This window comes from Candidatus Omnitrophota bacterium, from assembly GCA_030695905.1.
GTDB lineage: Bacteria > Omnitrophota > Gorgyraeia > 2-01-FULL-45-10 > 2-01-FULL-45-10 > CAZHPY01.
On record JAUYOL010000018.1, the window covers coordinates 1 to 26358 of the forward strand.

Consider the following 26358-nt stretch of genomic DNA (forward strand, 5'->3'; position numbering starts at 1 on the left):
TCTTTCGTAAACTATAGACTACACCGCTATCATTCATATCAGCACCTCCAATCAACTGCAATTATACACTATTATTATAAACGACTAAAAAACACAACTAAAAACTTCGATTCCAGTCACCACGAGTGGGAAACAATACACCATAGTTAAGACTTAAAATAGTTAGTTATTTATCTTGTCTCTGTTTCTACCGGATGCTATACTTCTATTTAGTTAGAAGTATGAAATAGGAGATAGCATGTCCAGAAAATTTAAGACCAGAATAGAGATAACATCCCCGGCCGAGAACAAGGACGAGGCGATGGAAATAGTAGGCGACTATCTGTCGGGAAACATAATGTCGGGCATAGATATGAAGTATGCAACCAGGCAGATACGTTTTTACGATCACTCAGCCGCTAAGGCAGTAGCCATTGTTTTATTGGTAGCCATAGGATTCTTATTCAGCGTGAAGACGCCAGGTCAGGCTAATTTAAACATGGGGACATGCCAGATGGCAGCCGTTCAACCGCCTTTAAAAACTTCCAAAGTCAGTATAGGTGAAGCTAATTTTAAGAAGGCGTGGGAAGACAAGCAAATACACGAAGCTATAGGCTTCATCAAAAAATAACAGATATTTTTGTATACAAGGCCGTGGATAAGCAATTACCCACGGCCTTTTTATTGTAATTAATCTTGCAAAACGGGCTATTTCTGTATATACTTACATAATATGGGATTAGATAAAAAGATACTTCTTGTAGACGATGAGGAAGGTTACTTATCTTTAATAAAAGACGCGCTTGAGGTAAGAGGGTTTGAAGTCGCGACTGCTACCAGCGCTATTGAGGCTGGCCTCGAACTTGCGGGTAAAAAACCCGATATGATTTTGATGGACATAAGGATGCCGGGCATAAATGGGATGCAGGCATGTTCCGCCATAAAGAAAAACTCCGCTACCGTAAACATACCTATCATTGCCGTATCGGCCGTATCAGATGATCATAGTATAAAGGAAGCGTATAAGGCCGGTGTTTCGGACTACTTTATCAAGCCCATAGATATAGAGAAATTAGTAAAACGCATAAGAGAAATACTGAAAGTTTAAAATAAAATTGAATCGAAAATTAATCCTGCTTTTCGTCATAGTATTAGCTGTATCCGCCGCACTATTAGCCAAAGATTTTATAGTAAAAGCCATTCTTGAAAAGACTGTCGAAACATTAAGCGGACTTAAGATCACAGCAGATTCTATAGATGTCGGTATATTTAATACTTCTATAAGGGTCAAAAGGATGGTAATTCACAATCCGCCATCTTTCCCCGAAGAGGTTATGGCCAATATAAACCACCTATATGTAAATTATGACATTACCTCAGGCTTTAGAAAAGAGATCCGCATAAAAGATATGGTATTTGATGTGGGGCTCGTCAATGTAATAAAAGATAAGGGCGGTAAAAATAATCTCAATAGTCTTAAGATAGTGAAGGCGCTGGAAGATATCGGTAAGTGCGAAAAACCAAACGGCGCTATGCCCGGTATAAGAATAGATAGACTTCACCTTAAAGGCGGAAAAGTAATATATAAGGATTATACAAAGGCGCCATATCCCGCGGTTACGGAATTCGAGGCCAGAGTTGATGAAAAATATGAAAATATAACAAACCCTTATGAGCTGGTAAGCCTTATAGTATCCAGATCCCTTGTAAAGACCAGTCCGTTAACTATAATAGGCTTCGACCTTACTCCGTTGCAGAACCAGGTAAAGGATGTGATGTCAAAAAGTGTCGAAGCGATAAAGAATCTGATAAATGCTAATCAAAAAAGACCGTGACGCCATAAAGTCGTATTTTGAGGATAGCTCCAACCTGAAGGGCGGGTACGCCGACAGCGTAGCTTTTCCCGAGGATATAAATGCGTTATCAAAGCTGATAAAAGACGCTAATATTAAACGCGTTCCTGTAACGGTGTCGGGCGGCGGTACCGGAACTACCGGATCCAGGATACCTTTCGGCGGCATAGTGGTGTCGCTGGAAAAATTCAATGAGGTGCTGGAGATATCCGACAACAAGCTCATCGCGAGGGTAGAAGCCGGTTGCAGTGTAGAGCATTTTAAGGCAGAATGCGAAAAAAGAGGCCTGTTTTACGCATGCCATCCTACCGAAAGAGGAGCGTTTTTAGGAGGCACGGTCGCGACCAACGCATCCGGAGCGCGCTCTTTTAAATACGGCCCTACCAGGCGTTATGTAAAACATATTAAGATGGTATTGGCGGACGGACAGATATTTGAGATAAGCCGTGGCGAAAAGTTCCTTACAAAGAAAGATTCTAAGATACCATTGCCCACCTATAAGATCCCCGATATAAAGAACTCGGCCGGATACTTTATCGGGGAGGGTGCGGATCTAATAGATCTATTTATAGGGCAAGAGGGGACGTTATCCATAATAACCGAGATGGACCTGGCCCTTCTTAAGATTCCCATGAAGATCTTAAGCTCCTTCGCATTTTTTGACAAGAATGCGGACTCATGGAATTTTGCATCTGAGGCAAGAAGGCTGTCGCGAAGCCAAAATAAAGCCGGCGTAGACGCGTTATCTATAGAATATTTAGACGAAAATGCTCTTAATTTATTGCGACTAAGGAGTAATAGCGTTCCATCGGGCGCAAACGCCGCTATATTTTTTGAACAAGAAGTAACGCAGAATGATGAAGGCAGGGCAGTCGATGCTTGGCTGAAACTTATTTCAAAACACAATGCGTCGGCCGATGATACCTGGGTGGCGATGACAGAAGAGGGGGCTGAAAAGTTTAATCAATTGCGGCACTCTATACCCGAATCAGTAAATGAGATAGTCAGAAGAAACGGTTTTAGGAAGTTGAGCACGGATATAGCTGTTCCGGAAAAAAATTTTGCCAAGATGACGGATTTTTACACAGCTACATTAAAAAAAGAGAATGTAGGGCATATTATATTCGGCCACATAGGCGAGTGCCATTTACATGTGAATTTGCTTCCAAAAAATGATGAAGAAAGAGAAAGGTCGGAGAAAATCTGCCTTGAGTTTGCGAGGAAGGGCGTATCACTGGGTGGCACAGTATCCGCGGAGCACGGTATAGGTAAAACACGGCACAAGTATTTGGAAATAATGTATGGCAGGCAGGGTATATTGGAGATGGCGAGAGTAAAAAAAGTGTTCGACCCAAATTGCATATTAGGATTGGATAACATATTTCCAAAAGAGGTACTGAAAGAAGCATGAGCCCGCTATGAAAATAAATCTTCCGTATGGAAATAGTTCTATAGGATTAATTCTGCCCGACGACAGAGTTCTGGGCGTATTGCAGAACGATGAATTTGAGCGCAAGAACATAAGAAAGCTTCTTATTAGGAGCTTGAGGCGCAGCGACCTGCCTTTTCGCAAGAAGAGGGTTCTTGTCGTGGTTCCCGACGCTACAAGAAGCGCTCATTTAAAAGAGATGTTGCCCATACTCATGGAGAAGCTTTCCACTCCAGGCAGGTCTATAGATATAATGATAGCTACGGGGTTACACAAGCGACATACGCCCGAACAACTTCAAAGGCTTTTAGGCGCTCCTATTGTAAAGCACCACAAAATATTACACCATGACCCAAGTGAAAATTCAGTTATGGATCTCGGACGGAATAAATACGACGTTCCTATTACGCTGGATAAGGCGATATTGAATTATGATTTTATAATATCGATAGGCGTAATAGAACCGCATCTATACGCGGGTTATTCCGGCGGAGCGAAAACGATCGCTATAGGGCTTGCGGGTGAGGCAACGATAAATGCCACGCATAGTATAAAATTTTTGGACGACCCTGCCACAAACATAGGTTCCGTTAAAGAAAATAAATTTCAGGAGACGCTATGGGATGCGCTAAAAAACATACCGCCGATCTTTTCGATAAATACGGTTAATAATCAGGACGGTAAAGCGCTAAAGGTATTCTGCGGACCGGTAAAAGATGTATTTGAAAAAAGCATAGATTTCGCCAGAAGGGTATTCGAGGTCAGCGTAACAAAAACTTGCGATATTGCGATATGCGGCGTGGGCTACCCCAAAGATATTAATTTATACCAGGCCTCGAGAGCGCTTAATTATGTCTTGAGCGTAGATTCACCCGTTGTAAGAAAGGGCGGTGTGGTCATAGTGGCCGCACAACTGAGAGATGGTATAGGTCAAAGCCCATCCGAAAAGAGATTCTATGACGAATTAAAGAAAATTACATCCCCCGAGAGTTTTATAAGCCATATAAGGACTGAAGGCTGTATTGCAGGAGAGCATAGGGCTTATATGGTCGCTAAAGCCATGATGAATCACAAGGTAATGTTTGTGACGACTTTGGGCAAAGATTTCATGGAAGGCCTGCCGTTTAAATTTTATAGAAGCATAGAGCAAGCTGTAAAAGCGGCGGAAGATATTATCGGTAAAAATTCAAAAATATATGTAATACCGCATGCGCTTGCCACAATAGCGAGGGCAATTTTTTCTTGAATTTGTCCGCCCTTTGATGTAATATATACTATCATTGTATGAAATCAGCATGCCTATCGGCAGGCAAGGAGGAATATTTCAATGAAGATCAAGTATATAGCTACAATTATCACAGTTTTGTTGTCTACGGCCCTTATATCGTCGTCCGCATATAGTCAGGACGATGACGCTACCAGAAATATCTTGAAGCAGGGCCTTTTAGGGGCAGGAACGGGGGCCATAGCATCTGGGGCATCCGGCGGTAACGCGGGCACCGGCGCTCTTATCGGCGCGGGCACAGGTGTTATAGGCGGCGCGCTTTTAGATATGATGACCGCTCCTCCGGCAAGATCTACCCGCAGAGCGCCTGCGCAACAAGCGCAATACTATGACGATGAGGATTATTACGGCGATGAAGAAGTCTATTATGAAGAGCCCCCACAGGAGTCGAGCACGTCAAAGGTGCTTAAACAGGGCCTTTTAGGCGCGGGCACAGGGGCCATAGCGTCTGGAGTATCCGGCGGTAACGCGGGCACCGGCGCTCTTATCGGCGCGGGCACAGGTGTTATAGGCGGCGCGCTTTTAGATGCTATAACAACTCCGTCCCAACCAAAAAGGGTATATAGAAGGCCGGCCTCACAACCGGCGCCCCAGTCCAGGCAGAAGGTTTATACTACCCCCACTACCGAGGAAGATGCGGGCGAAGCGCCCGGCAGCCGTAAAAAGGTTATCAGAAAATACGACGATACCGGAAAAGTTGTTTCAGAAGAAGAGATCTATTACTAAAAAAGAATTCAAATACATATTCAATATAATAGCCCTGCTTATTGTGGGGTTATTGTATTTTGGAATAAGGTACCTGCCAAAAGACAATCTCGCCGCGCCGGTAAAGGATACTTCTATAGCCTATGTCACAAAGGCTATAGACGGTGATACTCTGAAGCTTTCAACGGGCGAACATGTTCGCCTTATAGGTATAGATACTCCGGAATCCCGATATAATAACAAGCTTGAACGCGATTCCAAGAGAAGCCGTAAAGATATGGAAGTTATTATCAAAATGGGTAAAGAGGCAGAGTCCTTTACCAGAAGACTTACCCAAAACAAGCGCTTAAGACTTGAGTATGATCTCCAAAGATATGATAAATATAAAAGGCTATTAGCGTATGTGTATCTTGAAGACGGCACATTTGTTAACGCGAAGATAATAGAAGAAGGTTATGCACAAGCCATGACAATACCGCCGAATGTAAAATATTCGGATATGTTTTTTAAGCTGCAGAAGTCTGCCATGGAAAACGGCAGGGGGTTGTGGAAAGAGAATACAGGTAAAGAATTATTCTAAATAAGGCATTTATAGCGTATAATAATAAATATGAGCCGGCTACTGGTTCAGGCGAAATACTGTCCCCACATGGCTATAAGAAAGTTGATAGTGCAGTATGGAAGAATACAGAGTTTATAGAAAGATAGATCTGTCTAACCCGATAATGCTTGCGGCCTGGCCCGGCATGGGAAGCGTCGCATTGGGCATGATCGACTATCTTAGGCGCAAGCTTAAAGCCGTTAAATTTGCCGAGATAAAGATAGATCCGATGTCTGTACTTGACGCGGTTGAGGTCCAGGAAGGTGTTTCAAAACTGCCTAAGCCGCCTCTGAGCACATTCTACTACAGCAAGAATCCTGATATCGTAATATTCGAAGGCGAAGTGCAGATGGCGGGGACAGAAGGTTTGAGCATGCTTAATAAGGTGTTGGATGTTGCGCGGGATCTTAAAGTAAGAAGAATATATACAGGCGCGGCGCTGCCTCTTCCTATAGGGTATAAAGACAATCCCGATGTGTATGGAGTTGTAAACAAGGAAAGCCTGCGCGATATCGTAACGAAGTCTGGTGTAAAGCTTATGGAAGGCGGCCACATATCGGGATTAAACGGCCTTTTGCTGGGGTTTGCCGCGAAGAAAAATATTGAAGCGATCTGTTTGTTGGCGACGATGCCGCAATATGCCATAAGCCTTCCGAATCCAAAAGCGTCAAGCGCTATAATAGAGGTTTTATCGAGGATGCTTGGGATGCAGATAGACCTGAATGAGCTGCATGATTATGTGAAGGATATGGAAGAGAGAATGTCTTTGATCGAAGACAAGGTCAAGGATGTCTTTACCGCGGAGGAAGAGCCGCGCGAACAACGTTCGCACGAAAAGAAGATCCCCGGATACATAATGGAAAAGATTGAGAAACTTTTTATTGAGGCAAAGCAGGATAGGGCTAAGGCCACTACGCTTAAGAATGAACTCGACAGGTGGGACCTATACAAATCATATGAGGACAGATTTCTTGATCTATTCAAAAATAACCAATAATGATTAAAAAAATAATCATAGTCCTCCTTTTAATAGTAATAATAGCCGCCGCCGCTTTATACATATACAGATACGCCATAGTTCGGCATTACGCCGAAAAGATCATCCGAGAAAACCTTCCCGAATACATAAAGATAGACAAAATAAATTTTGATTTTACCAATAATAAAGTTTCTTTGAGTAATTTCAGGATATTGAATCCTCCGGAATTTTCCTCGAATTTTCTGATAAATATAAAAGAGACGAGTTGTAAATACAGCATCCTTGGCAAAGGCATGCCCACAGGCCTTGAAATAAGCGATGTATTGTTAAATGGCGCCGATATAAGGATAGAGAGGCTTTCTGACGGCAGGGTCAATGCGGTAGAAATGGAGAGTTTCATACAGAGCTTTCCCCCCAAAGAAGACAAACAAGTGAATTCAGCGCAGGATAAGCCGTATTCTGAAGGGCCGAACGCATCCCAGACATTAAAGGAAGCAACAGGCCTTATGAATAAAAAGCTTTCGGACCTTATAAAGCTGCCGACATCTTTTGATATAAAAGGATCTAAGCTCATGTTTATTGACAGGGTACCGTATGAAACTCCCTACGTAATAGCAATAGGGTCGATCAATGGTCAAATATCGATTGGCTTTGGAGGGGACTATTCAAGAATAACAAGCCTGTCCTTTACTCTTTCAGGCCTATTAAATGGCTATGAAAGGGAGAAGATGCAATGGGTTGGATCACTGGATCCCAATGCCCAGAAAATTACCATGTCTAACAGGTTTGAGGTTTCCGGGCTTAACCTATTAACTTTTCAGCCTTATTATGACAGTCTTTCACCGTTTGTATTCAAGAGAGGCAGGTTCTCGGGAACGCTTATATTCGATCTTAATAACGGCGAAGTAGGTTCGACAAATGAGGTACATTTGTCGAACCTGGCATTTATGGTAAAGCCGGGTTATGAAAATTCCCAGATGTGGGGGACGACGGTGCCCGAGCTATTGAGCTACTTTACATCTCCTTCAGGTGAAATAGTATTCGATTTTAAACTTAAAGGTGACATGGCCCATCCCACACCTTATCTGGGGCCGATATCGAAAAGAGCGCTGACTTCTATGGCTATAGACAAAATAACATCTTACGCTATTGACCAGGTTTCGAATCAACAGTCCGGTGCCGGCGGCCAAGTGGACAAAGCGAAAGAAGCCATCGATATGGTAAGGCAGCTTCTGAAGAAAAAATAATGGAAAGACTGGAAAAGAACTTTATATGGATGGGAACTGCCAATATAGTAGGCAGTTTTTTTAGTGTCGCTCTATTCATTTATCTCGCCAGGACCTTAAAGGCCGAAGCCTTCGGGTCTATATCATACGCGCATTCCTTCATATTCTATATGCTTAATTTTGTGGACTTAGGTCTCTCAACATATGGAATAAGAGAGATAGCTAAGAATAGGTCCAGGGCTTCCGAATACGTATCGGAGATTGTGTCTTTCAAGCTATTATTGGCAAGCGCGCTTTTTGTGATAGTGGTTGTTTCGACATTTATGGCATCCGGATCCGCTCATTTCAGGATATTGATGATAGAGGTGGCTCTGTTATTATTTGTGGCAGCTCTTTCATGTGACTGGGCGTTTCAGGGACTGGAAAAGATGCACATGGTCTTTGTATCATTTGCCGCTACCACGATGATGCAGTTCCTTCTTGTCTATTTTTTTGTAAAAGGTCCCGACGGGTTATTGAAGAGCGCTCTTATATACTCACTGGTCGCGTTCCTTATACCGGTATTATTCCTTATCTATTTCAGATACAGACCGAAACTCAAGACCAGCTACTTAAAACAGATAAAAGTTTATCTGTCCAGCTCCATTATAATCTGGTCAATAGCTATATTTGCCCAGGTATATAACGGCTTCGATATAGTGCTCCTGGGGCTTTTTAAAAGTCCGGAAGAGGTGGGATTTTTTACAATAGCCCGCAGGGCCATAGGCGGGGCGATACTACTTATAGTATTTTTGGCAAACGCGCTTCTTCCGAGGCTCTCATCGACATTTCTTGCCAAGGACCTGAAGCAATTTAAAAGCGCTACGCATAAATTCCTGAAGATATCTCTGTTTTTAGCGATATTTGTAGTTATACCGCTGATCCTGTTCAGTAATGATATAATATCTTTTATGCTGGGAGATGAATATCTTCCCGCCGGGCCGCCGCTCAAGATCATGGCTGTCGCCCTTATTTTTGTGCTATTCAATCTGCCTCATTCAACCGGCCTTATTGCCGCCGGATTCGAAAAGGCCGTCTCAAAACAGGTATTAGCGAGCGCTGTGATAAGCGTGGTATTGAATCTGGTGCTTATGCCCAGATATGGCATGGTAGGCGCCTCAATATCGTATTTAGTTGCCGAGGCCGTCGCGATAACATGGATATTGTGGGTATATAACAGGCATGTAGGCGTCAAGCCGATGGAGTATCTTAGGAGATGAGGCAGTTTACGCGCAATATCGTATTCTTTATAGGCTGGATGCTATCCCCGCTTACTTCCTGGAATGATATATTTGTAAATATACCTATATCGTATCTTTGCGCTACGCTTGTGATAAAGTTTATAAAATTGGATTTTTTACATCTGGTGCTGATATTTTATTGGATAAGTAATGGCATCGGCATGCTTATGATGTTTTTTAGCGGAAAAAGCATAATGAAGGAAAAGGGCAGCAGGCTCAAAGCTTTAGAAGCCCTGCTGCTCACCGTAATAATTTATACTATAATAATTATTATCCTCGAAAAGATCGGCATCCTTAAGCCTTTGACACTTTCTTTCTAAGATGGGCAGGCAATATACGCATAGAGGCCCTGTATTTTGCCACCGTACGCCTGCTGATATTTATCCCCGCGACCTTTTTTAACACCTGGTGTATTTCGCCATCGTTTGCAGGGCGTGATGGATCCTCGCGTTTTATCAATGTCTCGATAGTTTTTTTAATCGACGTTTTTGAGTGCAGTTGTCCGTCGACATGTTTTATACCGTGACTCAATAGGCTTTTCAGGGGCACAACATCATCATTTAACTGTATATATTTATTTGAGACGACCCTGCTTATGGTGGAAGGGTGAAAATTGGTCGCATGGGCGACCTCTTTTATAGTCAGGCTTCTTATATGGTGGATATCCCTGTAGATGGCATCCCTCTGGAAATTCAGGATGTAATCCGCGACCTTGCACATCGTATCTTCGCGCCGTTTTAGGTTATCTATAAGTCCCTTTGCGGCATTTATATTTTCCTGCATGAACTTTCTCGCCTGGGGGTCCTTTATTATGTCGAAATCGTTTGCGTAAGGATTGTATAGTTTAAGTCCGGGTATAGAGCCCCTATTTAACTCAAGACGCACTTTTTTTTCGTCAACTTTAGCCATTAATTCAGGGATAACATTTTTACTCTCTTTGGCAAGAATAGTGCTCGCGGGCCTTGGGTTCAATTTTTTTATCGAACTTACAGCCTCTTTTACTTTTGCCCTGTCAACCTTAAGCTCTTTGGCTATCTTTTCTATATTTTCCTGCGCCACTTCGCTTAAGAATGAGCCGACTATGCGCCATTCAAGGGAATTTCCTTTACCCTTTCTCTTTAATTGCAATTGAAGGCATTCCTTGATGTCTTTTGCGCCTATCCCGGCAGGCTCCATTTCCTGTATTAGACAGAGGCACTCGGATACTTCCTCACAATCAACTCCCAGGTCTTCGGCCGCTTCTTCCAGGTCTATAGTTATGTAGCCATTGTCATCCATCTCATATATAAGGTATTCGGCTATCTCCAGCATATTATCTGTAAGTCCGGACATCTTTATCTGAGATAGGAGGGCATGGCGTGGGTCCTCATCCTGTTTAATGGTCTTATCGGGAATCTGGGAGATCTCACCCCGGTATTTATCAAAAGATCTTTTTTCGTCTATTAATTTTTTCAGGAATGGGTTTTGCGTGACCGCAAAATCGATATATTCTGCCAAATCACTTACTGACATACCCAGTATATTGAGAGATTGCCTCATCTGTGGCGTCAGAGACATCTTCTGCAGAAATCTTTGATGCTGCGATAGCTTGTTTTTCATAATAATATTGAGATTATAGCATTAAGATTATAAAAAGCAACTTTTTTCTTACAAGTTCTTAACTCAACACATGTCCACTAAAATACACACCTATATGGGCAATATATGCCAATTCCATCACGGAAATTCTGGCACGGATAATGCTTATACTACAAAGTACATGGCTGTCATAGTGTTTCATAGACAGGCAGATTTGAAGCGAAGGCAAATAATAGGAATGTAATTATACTTATCTAAAATATGGAGGATTCACGAATGAATGGGCGATTAACCATCACAGAAGCGGCGAAGTATATCGGGGTTACACCACGTACGATAATGAGGTGGGAGAAGACCGGCAAGATCCGGCGCTCCAGGCGCGATTGGCGCGGCTGGCGGTTCTACCTTAAAGAAGATATGGAAGACATAAGGAAGTTCTACGAAAGTAGTTACGAATACGCTGAAGGAGGTGTAAAGGTTATGGATCTTACAAAGGCCACAATTATTGCCATTCTTGTTTTGGGCGCATCATTGTCCTTACCTATATTATGCGGCTATGCTTATGCGCAGGGTGGCGCTGCTCAATCGGGCGCTATTACCGAAACGAGCAATACCGTTAATGTTGATCTTGCAAAACTGCCTGCCGTTGGCAAGCCAGTTCTGTCGAGTAAGTATACCTTGGGTCCGGACGATGTTATTGAAATAGATGTTAGGCGACATCCTGAGTTTAGCGGTAAATATACTATAAATTCTGAAGGCAAGATAGAATATAAATTTATAGGTGATGTTGAGGTTGAAGGCCTGACAAAGGCGCAATTTCAGGAAAAATTGGTCGGGATACTCTCGGAATATATTATAGAGCCGGAAGTCAACGTACAGATAGCCCAATATTTAAGCAAGGTCTACTATGTTATAGGTGAGGTGAATAGGCCGGGCAAATTTTATATGAATGGGGATTCCGTAACAGTGCTCGACGCTATAATTGCGGCAGGCCTGCCGAATCAAGCTTCGGCTACAAGGAGATGTCGCTTGATCTCTCCAAATGAAAAAGGCAGAAGCAAAACATCTTACGTTAATATCTATGAAATATTGTATGGCGGTAATCTGAAGCACAATCGTCAGATGAAGCCGGGTGATATTTTGTATGTACCTTCTACTGTTATCGCGAAAGTAGTGAAAATTATAACGCCGGTAACGAATACCGTCAGTCAGGCGGCAGGTTCGGCCGCGGCCGGCGCCAGCATGGTGGCAGTAGGTCTATAATATAAAGGAGAAGATCAAATGGATCACAAAAACATAGCTCAATTAAAACCGGTTGATTATCTGAATATCGTATTCAGGCGTAAGTGGCTGATAATAATTCCGGTATTCATAGGCTTGGTCGGCGGGATGATATTCGGAAATACCCTTCCTAAAATGTATGAAGCGTCTGCTCTTATATTAGTAGAAGAGGGCAAGGTAATAAATCCGCTCATTCAGGGTATTGCCGTTTCAACAAGTGTGGCACAGCGTCTTAGCATGTTGCGTGAGCAGATACTCGGCTGGGACAGGGTAATGCAATTGATAAAAGCCCTGCAACTCGATAAGGATATTAAAAATCAGTGGGAGTTTGAAGGTCTGGTAAAAAAACTCAGGAGAAGCATCAAAGTGGCCATACGCGGACAAAATTTGATAACCATAGGCTATGAGGGCAAAAATCCTGCGGAGGCACAAAAGATAGTTAAGACCACAGTAGACATATTTATTTCAGAAAATATGCGGCTGCAGTCCAAGGAGGCGGAAAACGCCATAGACTTTATAAATGATCAGGTTGCCCTGTATCAGAAGAAGATCAAGCAGTCTGAAATTGCGAACATGGACGAACAACTAAAAAAATTACTTGTAGATTCAACTGATAAGCATCCGATGGTAATTGAACTGAAGAAGAAGATGTCAGCGGCGCAGAAAGACCTGGATAAGGGTAACTACAATGTGGATCCGGCTTTCTTAGGTTCAGCCGCTCCGGAGGATAAGGCACTCAAGGAGGAATTAACAAGGCTTAAAGGGGAGATTGCGACCCAGTCGCTCGATGCCACTGATACCGGTTCAAACAGGGCTAAGGTCGCGTCGCCATCCAATGAAAAGCTGTATAAGCTTCTCCTTCTTGATAAATTAGACAAATCGGAGGCGCAGGATCAGGGGGTCACGCAGAAATTGTATAACGAGCTCTTGACTCGCCTTGAAACAGCTAAGATAACGCAGCGCCTCGAGGCATCAAAGGAAGGCACTCGCTACACTATACTGGATCCTGCCAGATTACCTTTAAGGCCGTCCAAGCCCAATAAAATGATGCTTCTATTCCTGGGGCTTATCATGGGCACCGGCGCAGGTGTGGGCCTGGTATTTTTAGCAGAATTGTTTGATCATTCATTCCTGGGTATTGACGAAGCCAGGAATGCGCTGGAACTTCCCATATTCGGCGCAATATCAAAGATAATAACGCAGGAAGATTTGAAGATACAGAAGATGCATAATGTCAGGATGACCGCGATATCCGCCGCAGCGGGAGTGGCGTTGCTTGTCATTATAATCTTCAATGTCTTCCTTGGTTAACTAAAAGGAGCATCGATATATGTATGAAAAATATTACGGCTTTACAGATAGGCCGTTTAACCTGACGCCCGATTCTAAATTCTTCTTCGCAAGCTCGAAGCACGAAGAGGCGCTGAATTGCCTTCTTCTCGCTATAAGCGAAAGAAATGGATTCGTTGTCATAACGGGTGAGATAGGCTCAGGCAAGACGACCGTATGCAGGACTTTGTTAAACAGGTTAGACCAGAGTACAAAAGTGGCGCTTGTTCTTAATACGCATTTGGGGAAAAAAGAACTCCTGACGACTGTCCTTGAAGATTTGGAGATAGAGTATAAGTCCACATCTAAAACACACATCCTTTCAGCCCTCAATAAATACCTTATTGAGCAGGCCTCGAAAGATATAAATGTGGTGCTTGTTATTGATGAAGCGCAGAACCTAACGCCGTCTGTTCTTGAAGAAGTTAGGATGCTGTCTAATCTGGAGACAGAAAGAGAAAAGCTGGTTCAGATAGTATTGATGGGCCAGCCGGAGCTGAAGAAGAAACTGGCGCTGCCCAGACTGGAACAGTTCAGGCAGAGAGTGGTTTTTCACTATCATATTGAACCGTTAGGTTATGAAGAGGCTTCAGAATATATAAAGCACCGCCTTAAAACAGCCGGAAATTTAAGTGCCGACATATTTACCGAAGGGGCTATTGATGAAATATTTAAATTCTCCAAAGGTGTGCCGCGGTTGATAAATCTTGCCTGTCACAATGCCCTGATAAGCGGTCTTGTAGGCGATTCCAGGCACATAACCGTTGATATCGCGCGCGATGCTATTAAAGACCTGCTTCAATATACAGTTAGACAAAGTTTTGAATATAATAAGGAGGTTTCATGGGCCGCATAACAGACGCATTAAAGAAAGTAGCTGATGAGAGAGTTGCCAGGATACAAAAAAAGCCGGAAATCCAGTATGTAGTAAAGCAGGTTGAGAATACAAAGATAAAACCTAATATAGTCGCATTTCATGATTCCGCGTCTCCGGTAGGAGAGCAGTATAAGATAATTCGCTCAAATATACAGTCTTTAAGAGCGAAGGGCGATTACAAGACTTTTGTTATAACAAGTTCTGTTAATGGAGAGGGAAAGACCGTTACCTCTATTAACCTGGCCATGACCATGGCACATGATCTTAATGATAAATCAGTCCTTTTGATAGACGCTGATATGCGTAAAGGCAAGGTTGCTAAGTATATGGGTCTCAATAGCAGTCCAGGCCTGGCAGAGATATTGAGAGGCGAAATCGATCCTAACGAAACATTTGTCAGTCCGAACATAAAGAACCTGACCATAATACCACAGGGCAAGGTCCCCAAGAATCCGGCTGAGCTTATTTCTTCAAAGAAGATGACAAGCCTTTTGGCCAGCTTAAAAGCAAGGTTCGATTATATATTCATAGATTCTCCCCCCGTAATGCCGCTGGCCGATCCATGTCTATTAGGCTCGGTTGCGGATGGAACGATACTGGTCATAAAGGCAGGCAAGACCCAGCGTGAAATGATAAAGACCGTGGAGCACCGCCTGGCTCAGGCAAGAGTAAAACTGCTTGGCTATATAATGACCAGTGTGGAATGTCATCTGCCTCATTATCTCTATCGCTATGTGAATGAATATAGCGGTTATAGCGCTTATTATGAAAAAGAGAATGTTGAGCAGAAGGAAAATTCCGAAGAGTTAGTCGTCAGCGCAAAAGAATAGTCAAAAAAGACGGAGGGAATAATAAAATGCGATTTCTTGTAACCGGCGGAGCCGGTTTTATCGGTTCACATATAGTAGAAAGATTGCTCAAAGAAGGCCACTACGTCCGTGTCCTCGACAATTTCTCCAGTGGCAAGCGGGATAATCTTAGCTTCGTCATTGCGATGAGCCCCGAAGGGGCGACGAAGCAATCTCAAAACAACTTTGAATTAATCGAAGGAGATATCAGAGACTATAACGCTTGCTCGCAGGCTACTAAAGACATCGACTACGTTCTTCACCAGGCCGCGCTGCGAAGCGTGCCCAGGTCAATGACCATGCCGCACGAATATAATGCGGTTAACATTGACGGTTTCGTGAATATCCTCGAAGCGGCGCTTAAGAATAAGGTAAAAAGAGTTGTCTATGCCTCATCCAGCTCGGTCTATGGCGATGCCACTTCGTTCCCGCAAAAAGAGACTGACCCCTGCAATCCGATATCGCCTTACGCGCTGACGAAACTGGTAGATGAACATTACGCGAGCATCTTTAGTATTAACTTTGGGCTCGAGACGGTAGGGCTTCGGTATTTCAATGTTTTTGGTCCAAGACAGTCGGCAGATGACGAATATGCCATTGTTATACCTAAATTCGCTAACTGTATATTGGACGATAAAAATCCTCCGATCCACGGCACTGGAAAGCAGTCGCGGGACTTTACATACGTGGATAATGTAGTTGAGGCCAATATTCTCGCCGCTACTCGTCATTGCGATGAGCCCCGAAGGGGCGACGAGGCAATCTCAAAAACCTTCTGCGAGGTATTCAACGTAGCCTGTGGCTCCGACAATACTATCCTGAATCTGGTGGATACGCTGAATGTGATAATGAATAAATCCATCAAGCCTGTTTTAGGGCCGATTCGCCAAGGTGATGTATTTCGCACGTGCGCTGATAACTCTAAGATCAAGTCCGTACTCGGTTTTGTGCCAAAGATAAACTTTAAAGAAGGGCTTGAAAGGACGGCGAGGTCTTTTAAAATTCTTCGAGACGAAAGAAAGGAAGCCGGTGGAAAGAAAAAGGCTGTTAACATGGCTGGTTGTAATAAGTTGCATCATAATTATAGCGAATGTAATTAATGATTTAACCGGCAGGCCGTATTGGCAGATTACGCGTTTTATAAATCTGGATACAGAGTCAAACTTTCAGACATGGTTCTCCGGATTAATATTGGCCATAGCGGCCTTATATGCGTATAAGTGCTCGGTTGCTGTTAATAAAGGAAGATGGGCGTGGCGGCTGTTTGCGCTCGGGTTGCTGGGGATGTCGTGCGATGAAGTAGCAATGATTCATGAAAATGTAGGCTTAGCCCTGGATAGGCACTTTTCCATCAAGGCGAACTGGTCAATGCTGTTTGGTCCCGGCCTTCTTATCATTATACTAATATTTGCTATTAAATTAAGAGGCTACTTAAAAGGTTCAGCCAAAGCTATATGGCTATTGTCTCTTGGGGCCGTTGTTTATGTGTTCGGGGCCTTCTTTCTCGAATCAACAAATAATTTTTTAGATTTTGATAGATTAAAACAGTTATTTCAAGTGGAGGTTTTTATGGAGGAATCATTTGAAATACTTGGGGTGATAACAATTATTAGTGGACTAATGGAGCATCATAGCTTTTTAACGAGACAACCTGCGGTGAAATAATGGTGGACAAAAGTTTAAAAAAAGATTTCATTTCCGGAATAAAATGGACCACCGCCGCCAGGTTTGGAGCGCAGGGGGTTCAGTTTATAACTACGTTTATTTTAGCGAGGTTGCTTTCTCCTGCAGAATTCGGATTAGTTGGCCTCGCAGGCGTCTTTTTGCTTATAGCGAATCATGTAAGCCAGCTTGGGATATCTTCAGCAATCATTCAAAAAAAAGATATAGATGAGTCGTATCTTTCTTCTGCATTCTGGACAAACATATTTGTAGGTCTTCTTTTAACAGTTGGCGTATTCTTTTTATCCTGGCCCGCAGCTTCATTTTTTGATAATGATAATTTACGGCCTATTATCCAGGTTCTTTCGCTGATCTATTTTCTCGGCAGCCTAAGGATAGTCCAAAACGCATTATTTACAAAAAGATTACAGTTTAAAAAAATTGCGTTTCTGGAAGTTATCTCAGTGATCATATCAGGAACTATATCTGTTGGAATGGCCGCTGGAGGATTTGGAGTGTGGAGTTTGGTATACGGTCGGTTGGCCTACGTGTTGACGAGTTTGGTAATGGCATGGCTCCTTTCGAGTTGGAGACCCAGATTCGTATTTAATAGAGATAGATTCAATCAATTTTTCAGTTTTGGTCTTAACGTGATGTGTACAAACATTCTTTCTTCGTGCGGCGGAAGCGTGAGCACTGCCGTAATAGGAAAATTTTTAAATATTGCTTCAGTGGGTATATTCAACATGTCAATGAACATCATATATTTCCCAAGCAGGCTCACAACAATGATATTGTCGGGGGTCATGTTTCCAATACTTTCTCATATGCAGGAAGACACCGTTAGATTAAAAGCGGCATATTTCAATGTCCTTAAGACCATTGCAGCTATTACGTTTCCTGCGTTGATAGGAATGGCTTGCGTTACCCCGGAATTTGTAAAGGTGGTTTTGGGAGCTAAATGGGTAGGGATAATAAATCCTATACGGGTATTATTTGTAGTCGGCATGATAGACTCTATTGTTGCTACTGTCGGTTCGGTATTCTGCAGTAAGGGCAGACCGGAGATCGAGCTTAAGGCTGATCTCGCGCTTCTTGCTATATTGCTCCCGCTTATCTTCTTGGGATTGAGGTTTGGATTGATGGGCATTGCGGTTGCGATGGTCCTGCATCGTATCCTGTCAATAAGTATATTTTTTATACTTTTGAAGCCACTGCTAAATTATCGAATAGCCGAGTTGCTCACATCTATTTTTCTGCCGATTCGTGATTCTATTATTATGGGATTGGCGATCATGGCTTATAGGAGCGTTTTTTCAGTTTTCTTTAAAAACGAATTTTTTCTGCTATTAACATCTGTTCTCCTCGGGGTTAGTTTGTATCTCTTAATACTGAAACTTTTTAATTCATACATTTTTACAGAGCTCAAGCGCATCATTGCTGATAGTTTTAAAGATAAGATCCTGGCCATTTTCAGGCGGCAGCGTTGCAGCGTAAATCCATAATAGCAAAGGATAGACAGTGGGCAATTTAAATCCAATATACCTTAAAAAAGAAGACATTGAAGAGGTCGCGGAGTTTATGGGATTGGATTTTGCTTCATGTAAAGAGAGGATAATCAATTATAGCTCGATGGAGCTTGCAAGGAGATGGCATAGGATGAATCCCATGACTCACACAGAGATAGTGCAGTTTTATAACGATAATCCCCTTTACGTGTTTGAGCTTACAAAAGCTAACGCTAGTAAGGAGCGCCTGGAGTTTCACGGCGCAGTAATAGCATTTTTATTAAAAAACTATCCCGCTAGTAGTCACCCCAAGGTTTTGGATTTTGGATCCGGGGTAGGATCGGATGCAATAAAATTTTCAGAGAAAGGACACCAGGTCTCTTTTGCGGATATTCCCGGAAAGACCGCGAAGTTCGCGGAATATAGGTTTAAAAAACGTAATATTAACGCATGCTTTGTTCCGATTACGGGAGAAGCGCTCAACCTAAAAGAAAAATATGACATTATAATTTGTTTTGATGTGTTAGAGCATATATCCAATCCGATAAAAACTCTTTCTGGCTTGGTTAAACACTTAACCGACAATGGCGTTATCGGAATAATAAACTGCCCGAACGATGAAAATGGTGACCATCCCTGCCACTTACCCCATACATTTTTATCTCTTGGAAAGCTGTGGCAGCAAACACTTGATTATGCTGGCCTGGTAGAAGCTGTAGGCAGCAGGCATGTTTATAGAAAAGCAACCGGCTTAAAGTCATTTCTTAAAAAAACACGTTATTATTTCTGGAATATGACATCATTATATGTAAGTCGAGTGCCTAAAATAGAGAAGGTTAAGACATGATGCCAAAGGCATTTATAAAAAAATGTATATTTCTTATAAAATTTCTTAGCGAGAATAAGCCTTTCCTGATTCTCGCTTTCGATTTTAAATTTATGGTAAAGCGAATTATAAACAGACTTAGCGACAAGAGAATCCTGTTTTATCCCAGTAAACCCCATGCATCATTCGTGATAACAAAAATCTGCTATTTATTAGGGTATAAGAGAACTAATAGTTTTAATGATAAATATAATTCGACATTTAACTGGGAAGACGCAACTTATAGAACTCGTTATGAAAGCCTTGTTTCTTTGTCAAATAAAACAAAGGTTGTTAATATCCTTTGTAATAATATTAGCAAGAGAAAAGTCATGGAGGTTTTTAACGAAGTTTTTGGCTATAATATCGGCATAGATCCGCTTATTTTTAGCGGAAAATGTGTAAAAAAATCAAATCTCAACGCTAAGCATGATGGAAAAATAATCGAATGCCCCATAGATGTAGTCGAAGATGAATTTGTGTATCAGAAATTAGTCAATAATAGTACTGATGAAGGATTTGTTGAAGATATCCGCCTGCCTATTTTTTATAACAGTATCCCGTTTGTTTATCTAAAGCGTAGACCGATGCATGATAGATTTGGCAATAATAATTTAAAGGTAAAAGTCACTGAAGTAAAGATGGTGATTTCAAATGAAGAAAAAAATAAAATACTTTTGTTTTGCAATAAGATAGGTTTAGATTATGGAGAATTGGATGCGGCGAGAGATTCAAATGATAAAAGGTTGTATATATTTGATGTAAACGCTACACCGTTCGGCCCGCCAAATCACATTGCCTTCTGGGATTATTTTGTTGCTTTAAAAAAGCTGGCGGAGAACTTTGAAAAGATGCTGGCGCTGGCATGAAAGTTTTATTCATTTCACACAGTAGTCTTATGGGTGGAGCTGAAAAAGAGCTTTGGCAGCTATTAAAATGGCTCCCCAAAAATGAATTTGAATGCCATTGTTTATTTTCAAGCGATGGGCCCATGGTGGAGAAAGTCAAGGCTTTGGGGATAAAGATTCATATAGCTAAATTAAAATGGTGGGTAGCGAATAATGAAGATCCCATGATTTGTCTTTTTAACGTATGCGATGGCATTAAGGAAAGAATAGAAAAAATATCCGATATCATAAAATCCAATGATATAGATTTAGTCATGACGAATACTATTGTAGTGCCTGATGGAGCCATGGCAGCCAAGATGACCGGCGTGCCACATATATGGCGAATAGCTGAAATGTTGAGCTCCGATCCATCCCTGAAGCCATTTTTAAGCCTAAGATCACTCTATTCTTCAGTGATTAGACTATCTGATTATGTAGTCGTTTGCGCAAATGCTGTTATGGCGGAATTTAAAAATACTTTAGGCTATAAGCCGGATAATATGAGGGTTGTTTATAGCGCGATGGAAACAAATGAAGGGGTGCAAGAAAATAAGCTAAAAGTAGAAGATGAAAATATAGTTTTTTCAGCCGGATATATTAGTCCCAGAAAAGACTTTTTTACATTATTAAAAGCGGCGAAACTGGTTCATGATAGAATCCCAAGCGTTAGGTTTAAGATTGCTGGCAGTGTAAGCGATGGCGACTATTACAAAAAACTACTAAGGGAGCGGAAGGCATTGAAATTGGAGAGCATCTTCGAGCTATGCGGATTTCGTAATGATATTGAAAAACTGATCAATCAATCTGCAGTCTTTGCATTGTCGTCAACAAGCGAACCATTTGGAGTCGTTCTCCTGGAGGCAATGGGTGCGGCAAAGCCTATGGTAGTGACAGATTCTGGTGGTCCATCAGAGGCTGTGGTGGATGGGGTAAATGGATACGTAGTTCCGGTTAAAGACTATAAGAAGATGGCGGATAGAATAATCTTCCTTCTTAATAATAAAGATATTGCTAAAAGAATGGGTCAGGCAGGTTGCAGGCGAACCAAAGCCATCTTTAATATGGATATATTTGGGAATAATTATGTGAGTTTATTTAAAAAAGCAGTAAAGACACAGCGAAAAAGAAGCGCGGAAAGAATTTTTCAGATGGAAGATATAATCGAACTATTTAATGATATAGGGACCAATCGTAAATTTATCCGAGACAGAATAAATTCTTATGATAAAATTTATAGCTCATTTCCGTATAGATTGTATAAAAAAGTTTTTAAGACGAGCCATGAATAATTTAAAATATCTTGCAATATATCTGCCGCAGTTTCACCCTATTCCTGAAAATGATACATGGTGGGGGAAAGGCTTTACGGAATGGCGAAATGTTACAAAGGCAAAACCCTTATTCAGAGGACATTACCAGCCTCGTCTGCCGTCCGATCTGGGTTTTTATGACCTGAGGGTTCCGGAAGTTCGCGAAGAACAGGCAAGAATGGCAAAAGACCATGGAATCGACGGATTCTGCTATTTTCATTATTGGTTCAAGGGAAGGCGTGTACTTGAAAAACCAGTCGATGAAATTTTAAAAAATGGCAAACCGGATTTTCCTTTCTGTCTTTTTTGGGCAAACGAAACCTGGGAAGGTCGGTGGCATGGGATTGTAAAAGAAAGAAGAACTTTAATAAAACAGGAATATTCCGAAGAAGACGATGTTAATCATGCGCGTTGGCTTGCAATAGCCATGGCCGACAAACGCTATTTCAGAATAGGCAACAGGCCCGTTTTTGTTATCTATAAACCTCTTGATTTACCGGATTTAAATAGAACTATCGAAACCTGGAGGCGTGAATTTAAACATCTGGGGATGCCAAACCCTTATTTAATTGGTTCAAATGCAGGCGGCTATGCGGACATCGAAGATTTACTTCGGTACGATATGGATGCTGCGTTACAGCATATTCCAGAATTAGGGATATTCGATTATTTTCATAAGAATTGTTTTAAAAAAAAGCTTGAACGATTAATCAAAAATATTAAACATGGCTCATTGTCGCGCTATTTACATATTTATGATTATGAATATGCGGTTAGAAAAATGCTTTGGGATGCGGAAGGGCCTATTTACAGATCTATTATACCTTCTTGGGATAATTCACCACGGGCCGGGGATATGGGAGCTATTTTTGTCAACAGTACGCCCGATAAATTTGAAAAAATTTTGTATGACTTGTCTAAAAAAACCATAGAAAAATTTCCAGCTGATAAGCAAATCCTATTTTTGAATGCATGGAATGAGTGGGCAGAGGGAAATCATCTTGAGCCAGATTTAAAATATGGAAAAAGGTACTTAGAGGCAGTTAAGAAGGTAAAAATAAAGTGCGCGGCTTATGGATCATGATCTATATCCCAAGATGAATATCTTAATTATAACGGATTCGGTTCCATATTTTCCAGGTCCTGGGTCAGCCATGCGCGAATTTTGTCTAATCGAAGCACTTGCCAAGAAGCATAAAATATGCTTGATGACCACATGTTGGCCTCACGATATGGCGCGGGTCGAAGCATTAAAAAAAATATGCAGCAAAGTAATAGTGATAACCCCACCAGTAGAGCGGCTACGGAAAAGAGGCGGCCTGATGAAAAAAATATTAGGCGAGGGTAATTACAGGCGGCTAACAAGATTTTTTAATATTATCACCAAACCGCCGGAAAGGGTATACGGCGCCCATTGGTATATAGCTGCATTTCATGATGCTCTTGGGGGGATTGACTTGTCGGTATTCGATCTTATCCAAATAGAGCGTTCTGAGCTAGCGTGGTGGTTTGCCGGTAGGGGTAAAATAAAAAAAGAGATTCGAAAAATCGTAACATTTCATGACGTTAACTCGATTTTAGAACAAAGAATTTATGAGCAGGTTGTATCGCCTCGATGGAAAATTTTTAAATTTACAGAGTGGAGGAAAACGATTGCATATGAAAAAAAGGTTGCCTACCAATACGATAACTGTATTGTAACGTCGAAGAAAGATGCCGAAAACCTACTATCGATTTATCCGAAAGCAAAGATCTCCATTGTGCCGAATGGTACAAAAATAGACTACTTCAGGGCTAATAAATCTCATGCAGGCGATATAGAGCCCCTTAGCCTTATTTTTTGCGGCAGCATGCAATGGTATCCGAATGAAGACGCAATGTTATTTTTCTGCAAAGAGATATTACCTTTGTTGAGGAAAGATATTCCGAAAGTTAAACTATATATAGTAGGAACCAACCCCAGCGAAAGAGTTAAAATGCTTTCCAATGATTTTATAACAGTAACCGGATCAGTCGATGATGTCAGGCCCTACGTTACGAAGAGTGCCGTATATATTGTTCCTATTAGAATCGGAGGAGGAACTCGTTTAAAAATTCTCGAAGCACTGTCAATGGGGAAGCCGGTTGTTACGACGTCTATAGGTTGTGAAGGACTAAATGTTGTAAATCGTAAACATTTATTGATAGCTGACTCCCCGATAGAATTTGCTAACAATATTAAAAGAGTTTTTTTTGACAAAAAACTATGTAATCAACTTACGCAACACGGAAATGACTTAGTTAATAAATATGATTGGGATGTTATCTCAAAAAGTCTGGAAAAAGCATGGTATGAAACCATTAACTGAAAAAAAAATTGAACCTTGCTTAGTCTCTATAATAATTCCAACCTATAATTGTGGCGCTTATATAAGTAGCGCCATTGAAAGTGTGTTGTCCCAAATCTATCCGAATGTCGAGCTCATTGTTGTTGATGATGGGTCCACGGATAATACAAAAGAGATTCTGCGCAAATACGGCAACAGGATCAAATATATCTATCAGCAAAATAAAGGGCAGGCGGCAGCATCAAATGCCGGATTTAAGATCTCAACGGGCACCTACGTTGCTTTTTTTGATGCAGATGATGTTTTGCTTAATGAGAAGATCGCATCACAAGTCAGTCTGCTTGATCGCAATCCGGATGTAGGTGCTGCATATTGCTGGTATCATTTTATAAACAAAGAAGGCATCCTGCTGCCTCAGAAAGGAAGAGTTAAGAAAAGGGGAGATATTACTGCCGATCTTTTGGAGGGCAGCTTATTCCCAAACTCCAGCCTTCTATTTAAGAGGGAGGCGCTGAATTCTGCAGGCTTGTTTGATGAATCCTTGCATGCCGCTGAAGACTGGGATCTCTGTTTAAGAGTAGCCCGAAAAGGCTACAAATTTGATTATGTTCCGGAATATCTCGTCAAATATAGGGTGCACGGAGCAAGTATTTGTGATAATCATGAAAAGATGGAGAAGAACGATTTGAAGTTTATCGAAAAGGCTTTCTCAGGGCAGGCTGATACCGGCGAGTTACGGGGAAAAAAAGGACGAGCCTTATTTTCGGTTTATAATGAACATGCCTGGCACTATTTCGCAAAGAATGATATGGAAAACGGCTTACAAAGGCTTGTCAGGGCCATGGAGGTATATCCCGAAGGGTATAGCGACTATCAAAGCTTTTTTTATTTTGCGCACTGTATCATGCCTCGAGGCTATCGTGTAAATGAGGAGGTTTACAAGGAGGCGGATCATATCAAAAATATTTTTAACAATGCGCTTGATTACTTATTTGCGCGAAAGACGATAGAGTCACAAAAAGCAATAAGGGCGTCCAAGGATATGGCGCTCGGTTGGATATTCTATTTTGCCAGGGATATGAAAGAGGCAAGAAGCAGTTTTCTCAGAGCCTTCATATCGAGACCCTCTTATCTCTTAAAGCCGATCAACATCTTTACTTTATTGAAATCATTCTTAAGTGAAAATATTATCGGAAGCCTAAAGGGTTATAAAAATACCAAAAGCATCCTATATATCCTGGACATTTTTCCTGCAGTTTCCGAGACGTTTATTCTAAACGAGATATTGGAGCTGGAGCGTCGAGGATATGAAGTTGTTGTTTTTGCCAGGAGGAGAGAGGACTCTACTCCGCACGGAATTGCATGTAAATTAAAGGCAAAAGTAGTCTATCTGCCAGATGCGCACGGCGTTAAAAGTACAAGCCTTATTATTTCCCATATAAAGATGCTGTTTTTACATCCGATCAATTATACAAGGACCTTAAGGTTTGCCTTAAAACGAAGATATACAGGCCATCTATGGTTCTTTAAGGTTTCGTGCTATTACGCTGATATGGCAAGAAAATATAAATTTGCGCATATTCATTCGCACTTTGCGGCAGTCGCTTCCTGCTATGCGATGTATATATCAAAATTATTATGTAGGCATTTTACTTTCACTATCCACGGCTGGTATGACCTTTATGAAGGCCCGCCTGATGACCTAAGCGATAGGATCAATGAGGCCAAGAAAGTTATTACTATCTCTGAATATAACAAACGTTATCTGATAGAGAAATTTGACGCGATCCCCGGCAAGATAGAGGTGATACATTCTGGTATTGATCTTAGCTACTTTCCAAGGAATAGCTTACATAAAAAATATACAAAAATAGTTCTTTCTGTTGCCAGACTTCATCCGGATAAGGCGTTAGGTACGCTTATAAAAGCGTGCGGGCGCTTAAGCCAGAAAAGAAATGACTTTGATTGCTTGATCATAGGAGAAGGGGATGAGAGGCAGGGCTTGGAAAAGCTTATTAATGACAATCGGCTGAATAATCGTATATCGTTGGTAGGTGCGAAAAAATTAGAAGAAGTTCGGAGTATTTATAATAGCGCAAGCGTGTATGTTCTTCCCTCAAAACATGAAACGATGGGGGTCACTACGATGGAGGCTATGGCGTCGGGACTACCCGTCATTTCAAGTAATATCTACGGGATACCCGAGCTTGTAGACCACAATGTTAATGGCTTTTTGATACCACCCGGGGATGATGAACAATTGGCCGATTATCTTAATGAGCTCCTGGATAACGAAAACAAGAGAAATGCTTTTGGTGCGATGGGCAGGCAAAAGATCGAAAAATATTTTAATCTGGAAACAGAGGTAGCTAAACTTGCAAAGGCATGGCTTGATGGAAAAGATTAGCGTAATAATACCAGCATATAATTCAGAGAAGTATATCGCAGAAGCGATAGAATCGGCTCTGCGTCAAACTTATCCTGTGTTTGAGATCATCGTTGTGGACGATGGTTCCACTGATAATACGGCGAAAATAGTGCAAGAG

26 protein-coding genes are annotated in these 26358 nt (G+C 41.7%); 25 read left to right on the plus strand and 1 reads right to left on the minus strand.

The genetic code is table 11. From position 1 onward, the window contains the following. Nucleotides 1-238: 238 nt before the first annotated feature. The 11 genes from Q8R38_02975 (at nucleotide 239) to Q8R38_03025 (ending at nucleotide 9657) form a co-directional block, all read left to right on the plus strand. Nucleotides 239-610, plus strand: a complete 372-nt coding sequence (locus Q8R38_02975; GenBank protein MDP3790989.1) for a hypothetical protein — start codon at nucleotides 239-241, stop codon at nucleotides 608-610. A 102-nt stretch (nucleotides 611-712) separates the two neighbouring features. After that, on the plus strand, nucleotides 713-1087 hold the full coding sequence (locus Q8R38_02980) for a response regulator transcription factor (protein ID MDP3790990.1): 375 nt from the start codon (nucleotides 713-715) through the stop codon (nucleotides 1085-1087). A gap of 7 nt (nucleotides 1088-1094) precedes the next feature. Then, nucleotides 1095-1814, plus strand: a complete 720-nt coding sequence (locus Q8R38_02985; GenBank protein MDP3790991.1) for a hypothetical protein — start codon at nucleotides 1095-1097, stop codon at nucleotides 1812-1814. Then, a complete protein-coding gene (locus tag Q8R38_02990) occupies nucleotides 1792-3243 on the plus strand; it encodes an FAD-binding oxidoreductase (GenBank protein ID MDP3790992.1) in 1452 nt (483 codons plus the stop codon). Before Q8R38_02985 ends, Q8R38_02990 begins: the two co-directional genes overlap by 23 nt. Nucleotides 3244-3250: 7 nt before the next feature. Continuing rightward, entirely contained in the window at nucleotides 3251-4507 is a 1257-nt protein-coding gene (gene larA / locus Q8R38_02995; GenBank protein ID MDP3790993.1) for a nickel-dependent lactate racemase, read from the plus strand. An 81-nt stretch (nucleotides 4508-4588) separates the two neighbouring features. Further along, nucleotides 4589-5272, plus strand: coding sequence for a glycine zipper family protein (locus Q8R38_03000; GenBank protein ID MDP3790994.1), 684 nt, complete (start codon nucleotides 4589-4591; stop codon nucleotides 5270-5272). After that, nucleotides 5244-5831: a thermonuclease family protein gene (locus tag Q8R38_03005; protein MDP3790995.1), complete on the plus strand. Its 588-nt coding sequence runs from the start codon at nucleotides 5244-5246 to the stop codon at nucleotides 5829-5831. The genes Q8R38_03000 and Q8R38_03005 overlap by 29 nt, the downstream gene beginning before the upstream one ends. Before the next feature lie 97 nt (nucleotides 5832-5928). Further along, a complete protein-coding gene (locus Q8R38_03010; GenBank protein MDP3790996.1) occupies nucleotides 5929-6849 on the plus strand; it encodes a PAC2 family protein in 921 nt (306 codons plus the stop codon). Beyond that, nucleotides 6849-8078: a DUF748 domain-containing protein gene (locus Q8R38_03015; protein MDP3790997.1), complete on the plus strand. Its 1230-nt coding sequence runs from the start codon at nucleotides 6849-6851 to the stop codon at nucleotides 8076-8078. The genes Q8R38_03010 and Q8R38_03015 overlap by 1 nt, the downstream gene beginning before the upstream one ends. Further along, a complete protein-coding gene (locus Q8R38_03020) occupies nucleotides 8078-9316 on the plus strand; it encodes a flippase (protein ID MDP3790998.1) in 1239 nt (412 codons plus the stop codon). Before Q8R38_03015 ends, Q8R38_03020 begins: the two co-directional genes overlap by 1 nt. After that, nucleotides 9313-9657 carry a hypothetical protein gene (locus Q8R38_03025; protein ID MDP3790999.1) on the plus strand — a complete coding sequence of 115 codons (345 nt, stop codon included), beginning with the start codon at nucleotides 9313-9315 and terminating at the stop codon, nucleotides 9655-9657. The genes Q8R38_03020 and Q8R38_03025 overlap by 4 nt, the downstream gene beginning before the upstream one ends. Here the strand turns inward: Q8R38_03025 and rpoN are convergent. Continuing rightward, nucleotides 9632-10936 (minus strand): RNA polymerase factor sigma-54, encoded by a 1305-nt coding sequence (rpoN, locus tag Q8R38_03030; protein MDP3791000.1) that lies wholly within the window; start codon nucleotides 10934-10936, stop codon nucleotides 9632-9634. The two genes, Q8R38_03025 and rpoN, sit on opposite strands and share 26 nt — an antisense overlap. Nucleotides 10937-11191: 255 nt before the next feature. Here rpoN and Q8R38_03035 point away from each other — a divergent pair, with 255 nt between their 5' ends. The 14 genes from Q8R38_03035 to Q8R38_03100 all read left to right on the plus strand — a co-directional run. Next, nucleotides 11192-12178: a polysaccharide biosynthesis/export family protein gene (locus tag Q8R38_03035; protein ID MDP3791001.1), complete on the plus strand. Its 987-nt coding sequence runs from the start codon at nucleotides 11192-11194 to the stop codon at nucleotides 12176-12178. Between the two features lie 18 nt (nucleotides 12179-12196). Continuing rightward, nucleotides 12197-13507 carry a GNVR domain-containing protein gene (locus tag Q8R38_03040; protein MDP3791002.1) on the plus strand — a complete coding sequence of 437 codons (1311 nt, stop codon included), beginning with the start codon at nucleotides 12197-12199 and terminating at the stop codon, nucleotides 13505-13507. Nucleotides 13508-13526: 19 nt separating this feature from the next. Next, entirely contained in the window at nucleotides 13527-14381 is an 855-nt protein-coding gene (locus Q8R38_03045) for an AAA family ATPase (protein MDP3791003.1), read from the plus strand. Continuing rightward, complete coding sequence (locus Q8R38_03050; GenBank protein MDP3791004.1) at nucleotides 14369-15232, plus strand: CpsD/CapB family tyrosine-protein kinase; 864 nt, start codon at nucleotides 14369-14371, stop codon at nucleotides 15230-15232. The genes Q8R38_03045 and Q8R38_03050 overlap by 13 nt, the downstream gene beginning before the upstream one ends. A 26-nt stretch (nucleotides 15233-15258) precedes the next feature. Then, on the plus strand, nucleotides 15259-16350 hold the full coding sequence (locus Q8R38_03055) for an SDR family oxidoreductase (GenBank protein ID MDP3791005.1): 1092 nt from the start codon (nucleotides 15259-15261) through the stop codon (nucleotides 16348-16350). Continuing rightward, a complete protein-coding gene (locus Q8R38_03060) occupies nucleotides 16280-16915 on the plus strand; it encodes a hypothetical protein (protein MDP3791006.1) in 636 nt (211 codons plus the stop codon). Before Q8R38_03055 ends, Q8R38_03060 begins: the two co-directional genes overlap by 71 nt. Beyond that, entirely contained in the window at nucleotides 16915-18417 is a 1503-nt protein-coding gene (locus Q8R38_03065) for an MOP flippase family protein (protein MDP3791007.1), read from the plus strand. The genes Q8R38_03060 and Q8R38_03065 overlap by 1 nt, the downstream gene beginning before the upstream one ends. 16 nt (nucleotides 18418-18433) lie before the next feature. Then, a complete protein-coding gene (locus Q8R38_03070) occupies nucleotides 18434-19267 on the plus strand; it encodes a class I SAM-dependent methyltransferase (protein ID MDP3791008.1) in 834 nt (277 codons plus the stop codon). Next, nucleotides 19264-20154 carry a hypothetical protein gene (locus Q8R38_03075; GenBank protein ID MDP3791009.1) on the plus strand — a complete coding sequence of 297 codons (891 nt, stop codon included), beginning with the start codon at nucleotides 19264-19266 and terminating at the stop codon, nucleotides 20152-20154. The genes Q8R38_03070 and Q8R38_03075 overlap by 4 nt, the downstream gene beginning before the upstream one ends. Further along, nucleotides 20151-21464, plus strand: a complete 1314-nt coding sequence (locus tag Q8R38_03080; protein ID MDP3791010.1) for a glycosyltransferase family 4 protein — start codon at nucleotides 20151-20153, stop codon at nucleotides 21462-21464. The genes Q8R38_03075 and Q8R38_03080 overlap by 4 nt, the downstream gene beginning before the upstream one ends. Next, nucleotides 21457-22569 (plus strand): glycoside hydrolase family 99-like domain-containing protein, encoded by a 1113-nt coding sequence (locus Q8R38_03085; GenBank protein MDP3791011.1) that lies wholly within the window; start codon nucleotides 21457-21459, stop codon nucleotides 22567-22569. Before Q8R38_03080 ends, Q8R38_03085 begins: the two co-directional genes overlap by 8 nt. Before the next feature lie 148 nt (nucleotides 22570-22717). Continuing rightward, entirely contained in the window at nucleotides 22718-23833 is a 1116-nt protein-coding gene (locus Q8R38_03090) for a glycosyltransferase family 4 protein (GenBank protein ID MDP3791012.1), read from the plus strand. Then, nucleotides 23817-26219 (plus strand): glycosyltransferase, encoded by a 2403-nt coding sequence (locus Q8R38_03095; GenBank protein MDP3791013.1) that lies wholly within the window; start codon nucleotides 23817-23819, stop codon nucleotides 26217-26219. Before Q8R38_03090 ends, Q8R38_03095 begins: the two co-directional genes overlap by 17 nt. After that, the coding region (locus Q8R38_03100; GenBank protein ID MDP3791014.1) for a glycosyltransferase family 2 protein at nucleotides 26206-26358 on the plus strand (153 nt) is incomplete at its 3' end. The genes Q8R38_03095 and Q8R38_03100, both read left to right, overlap by 14 nt.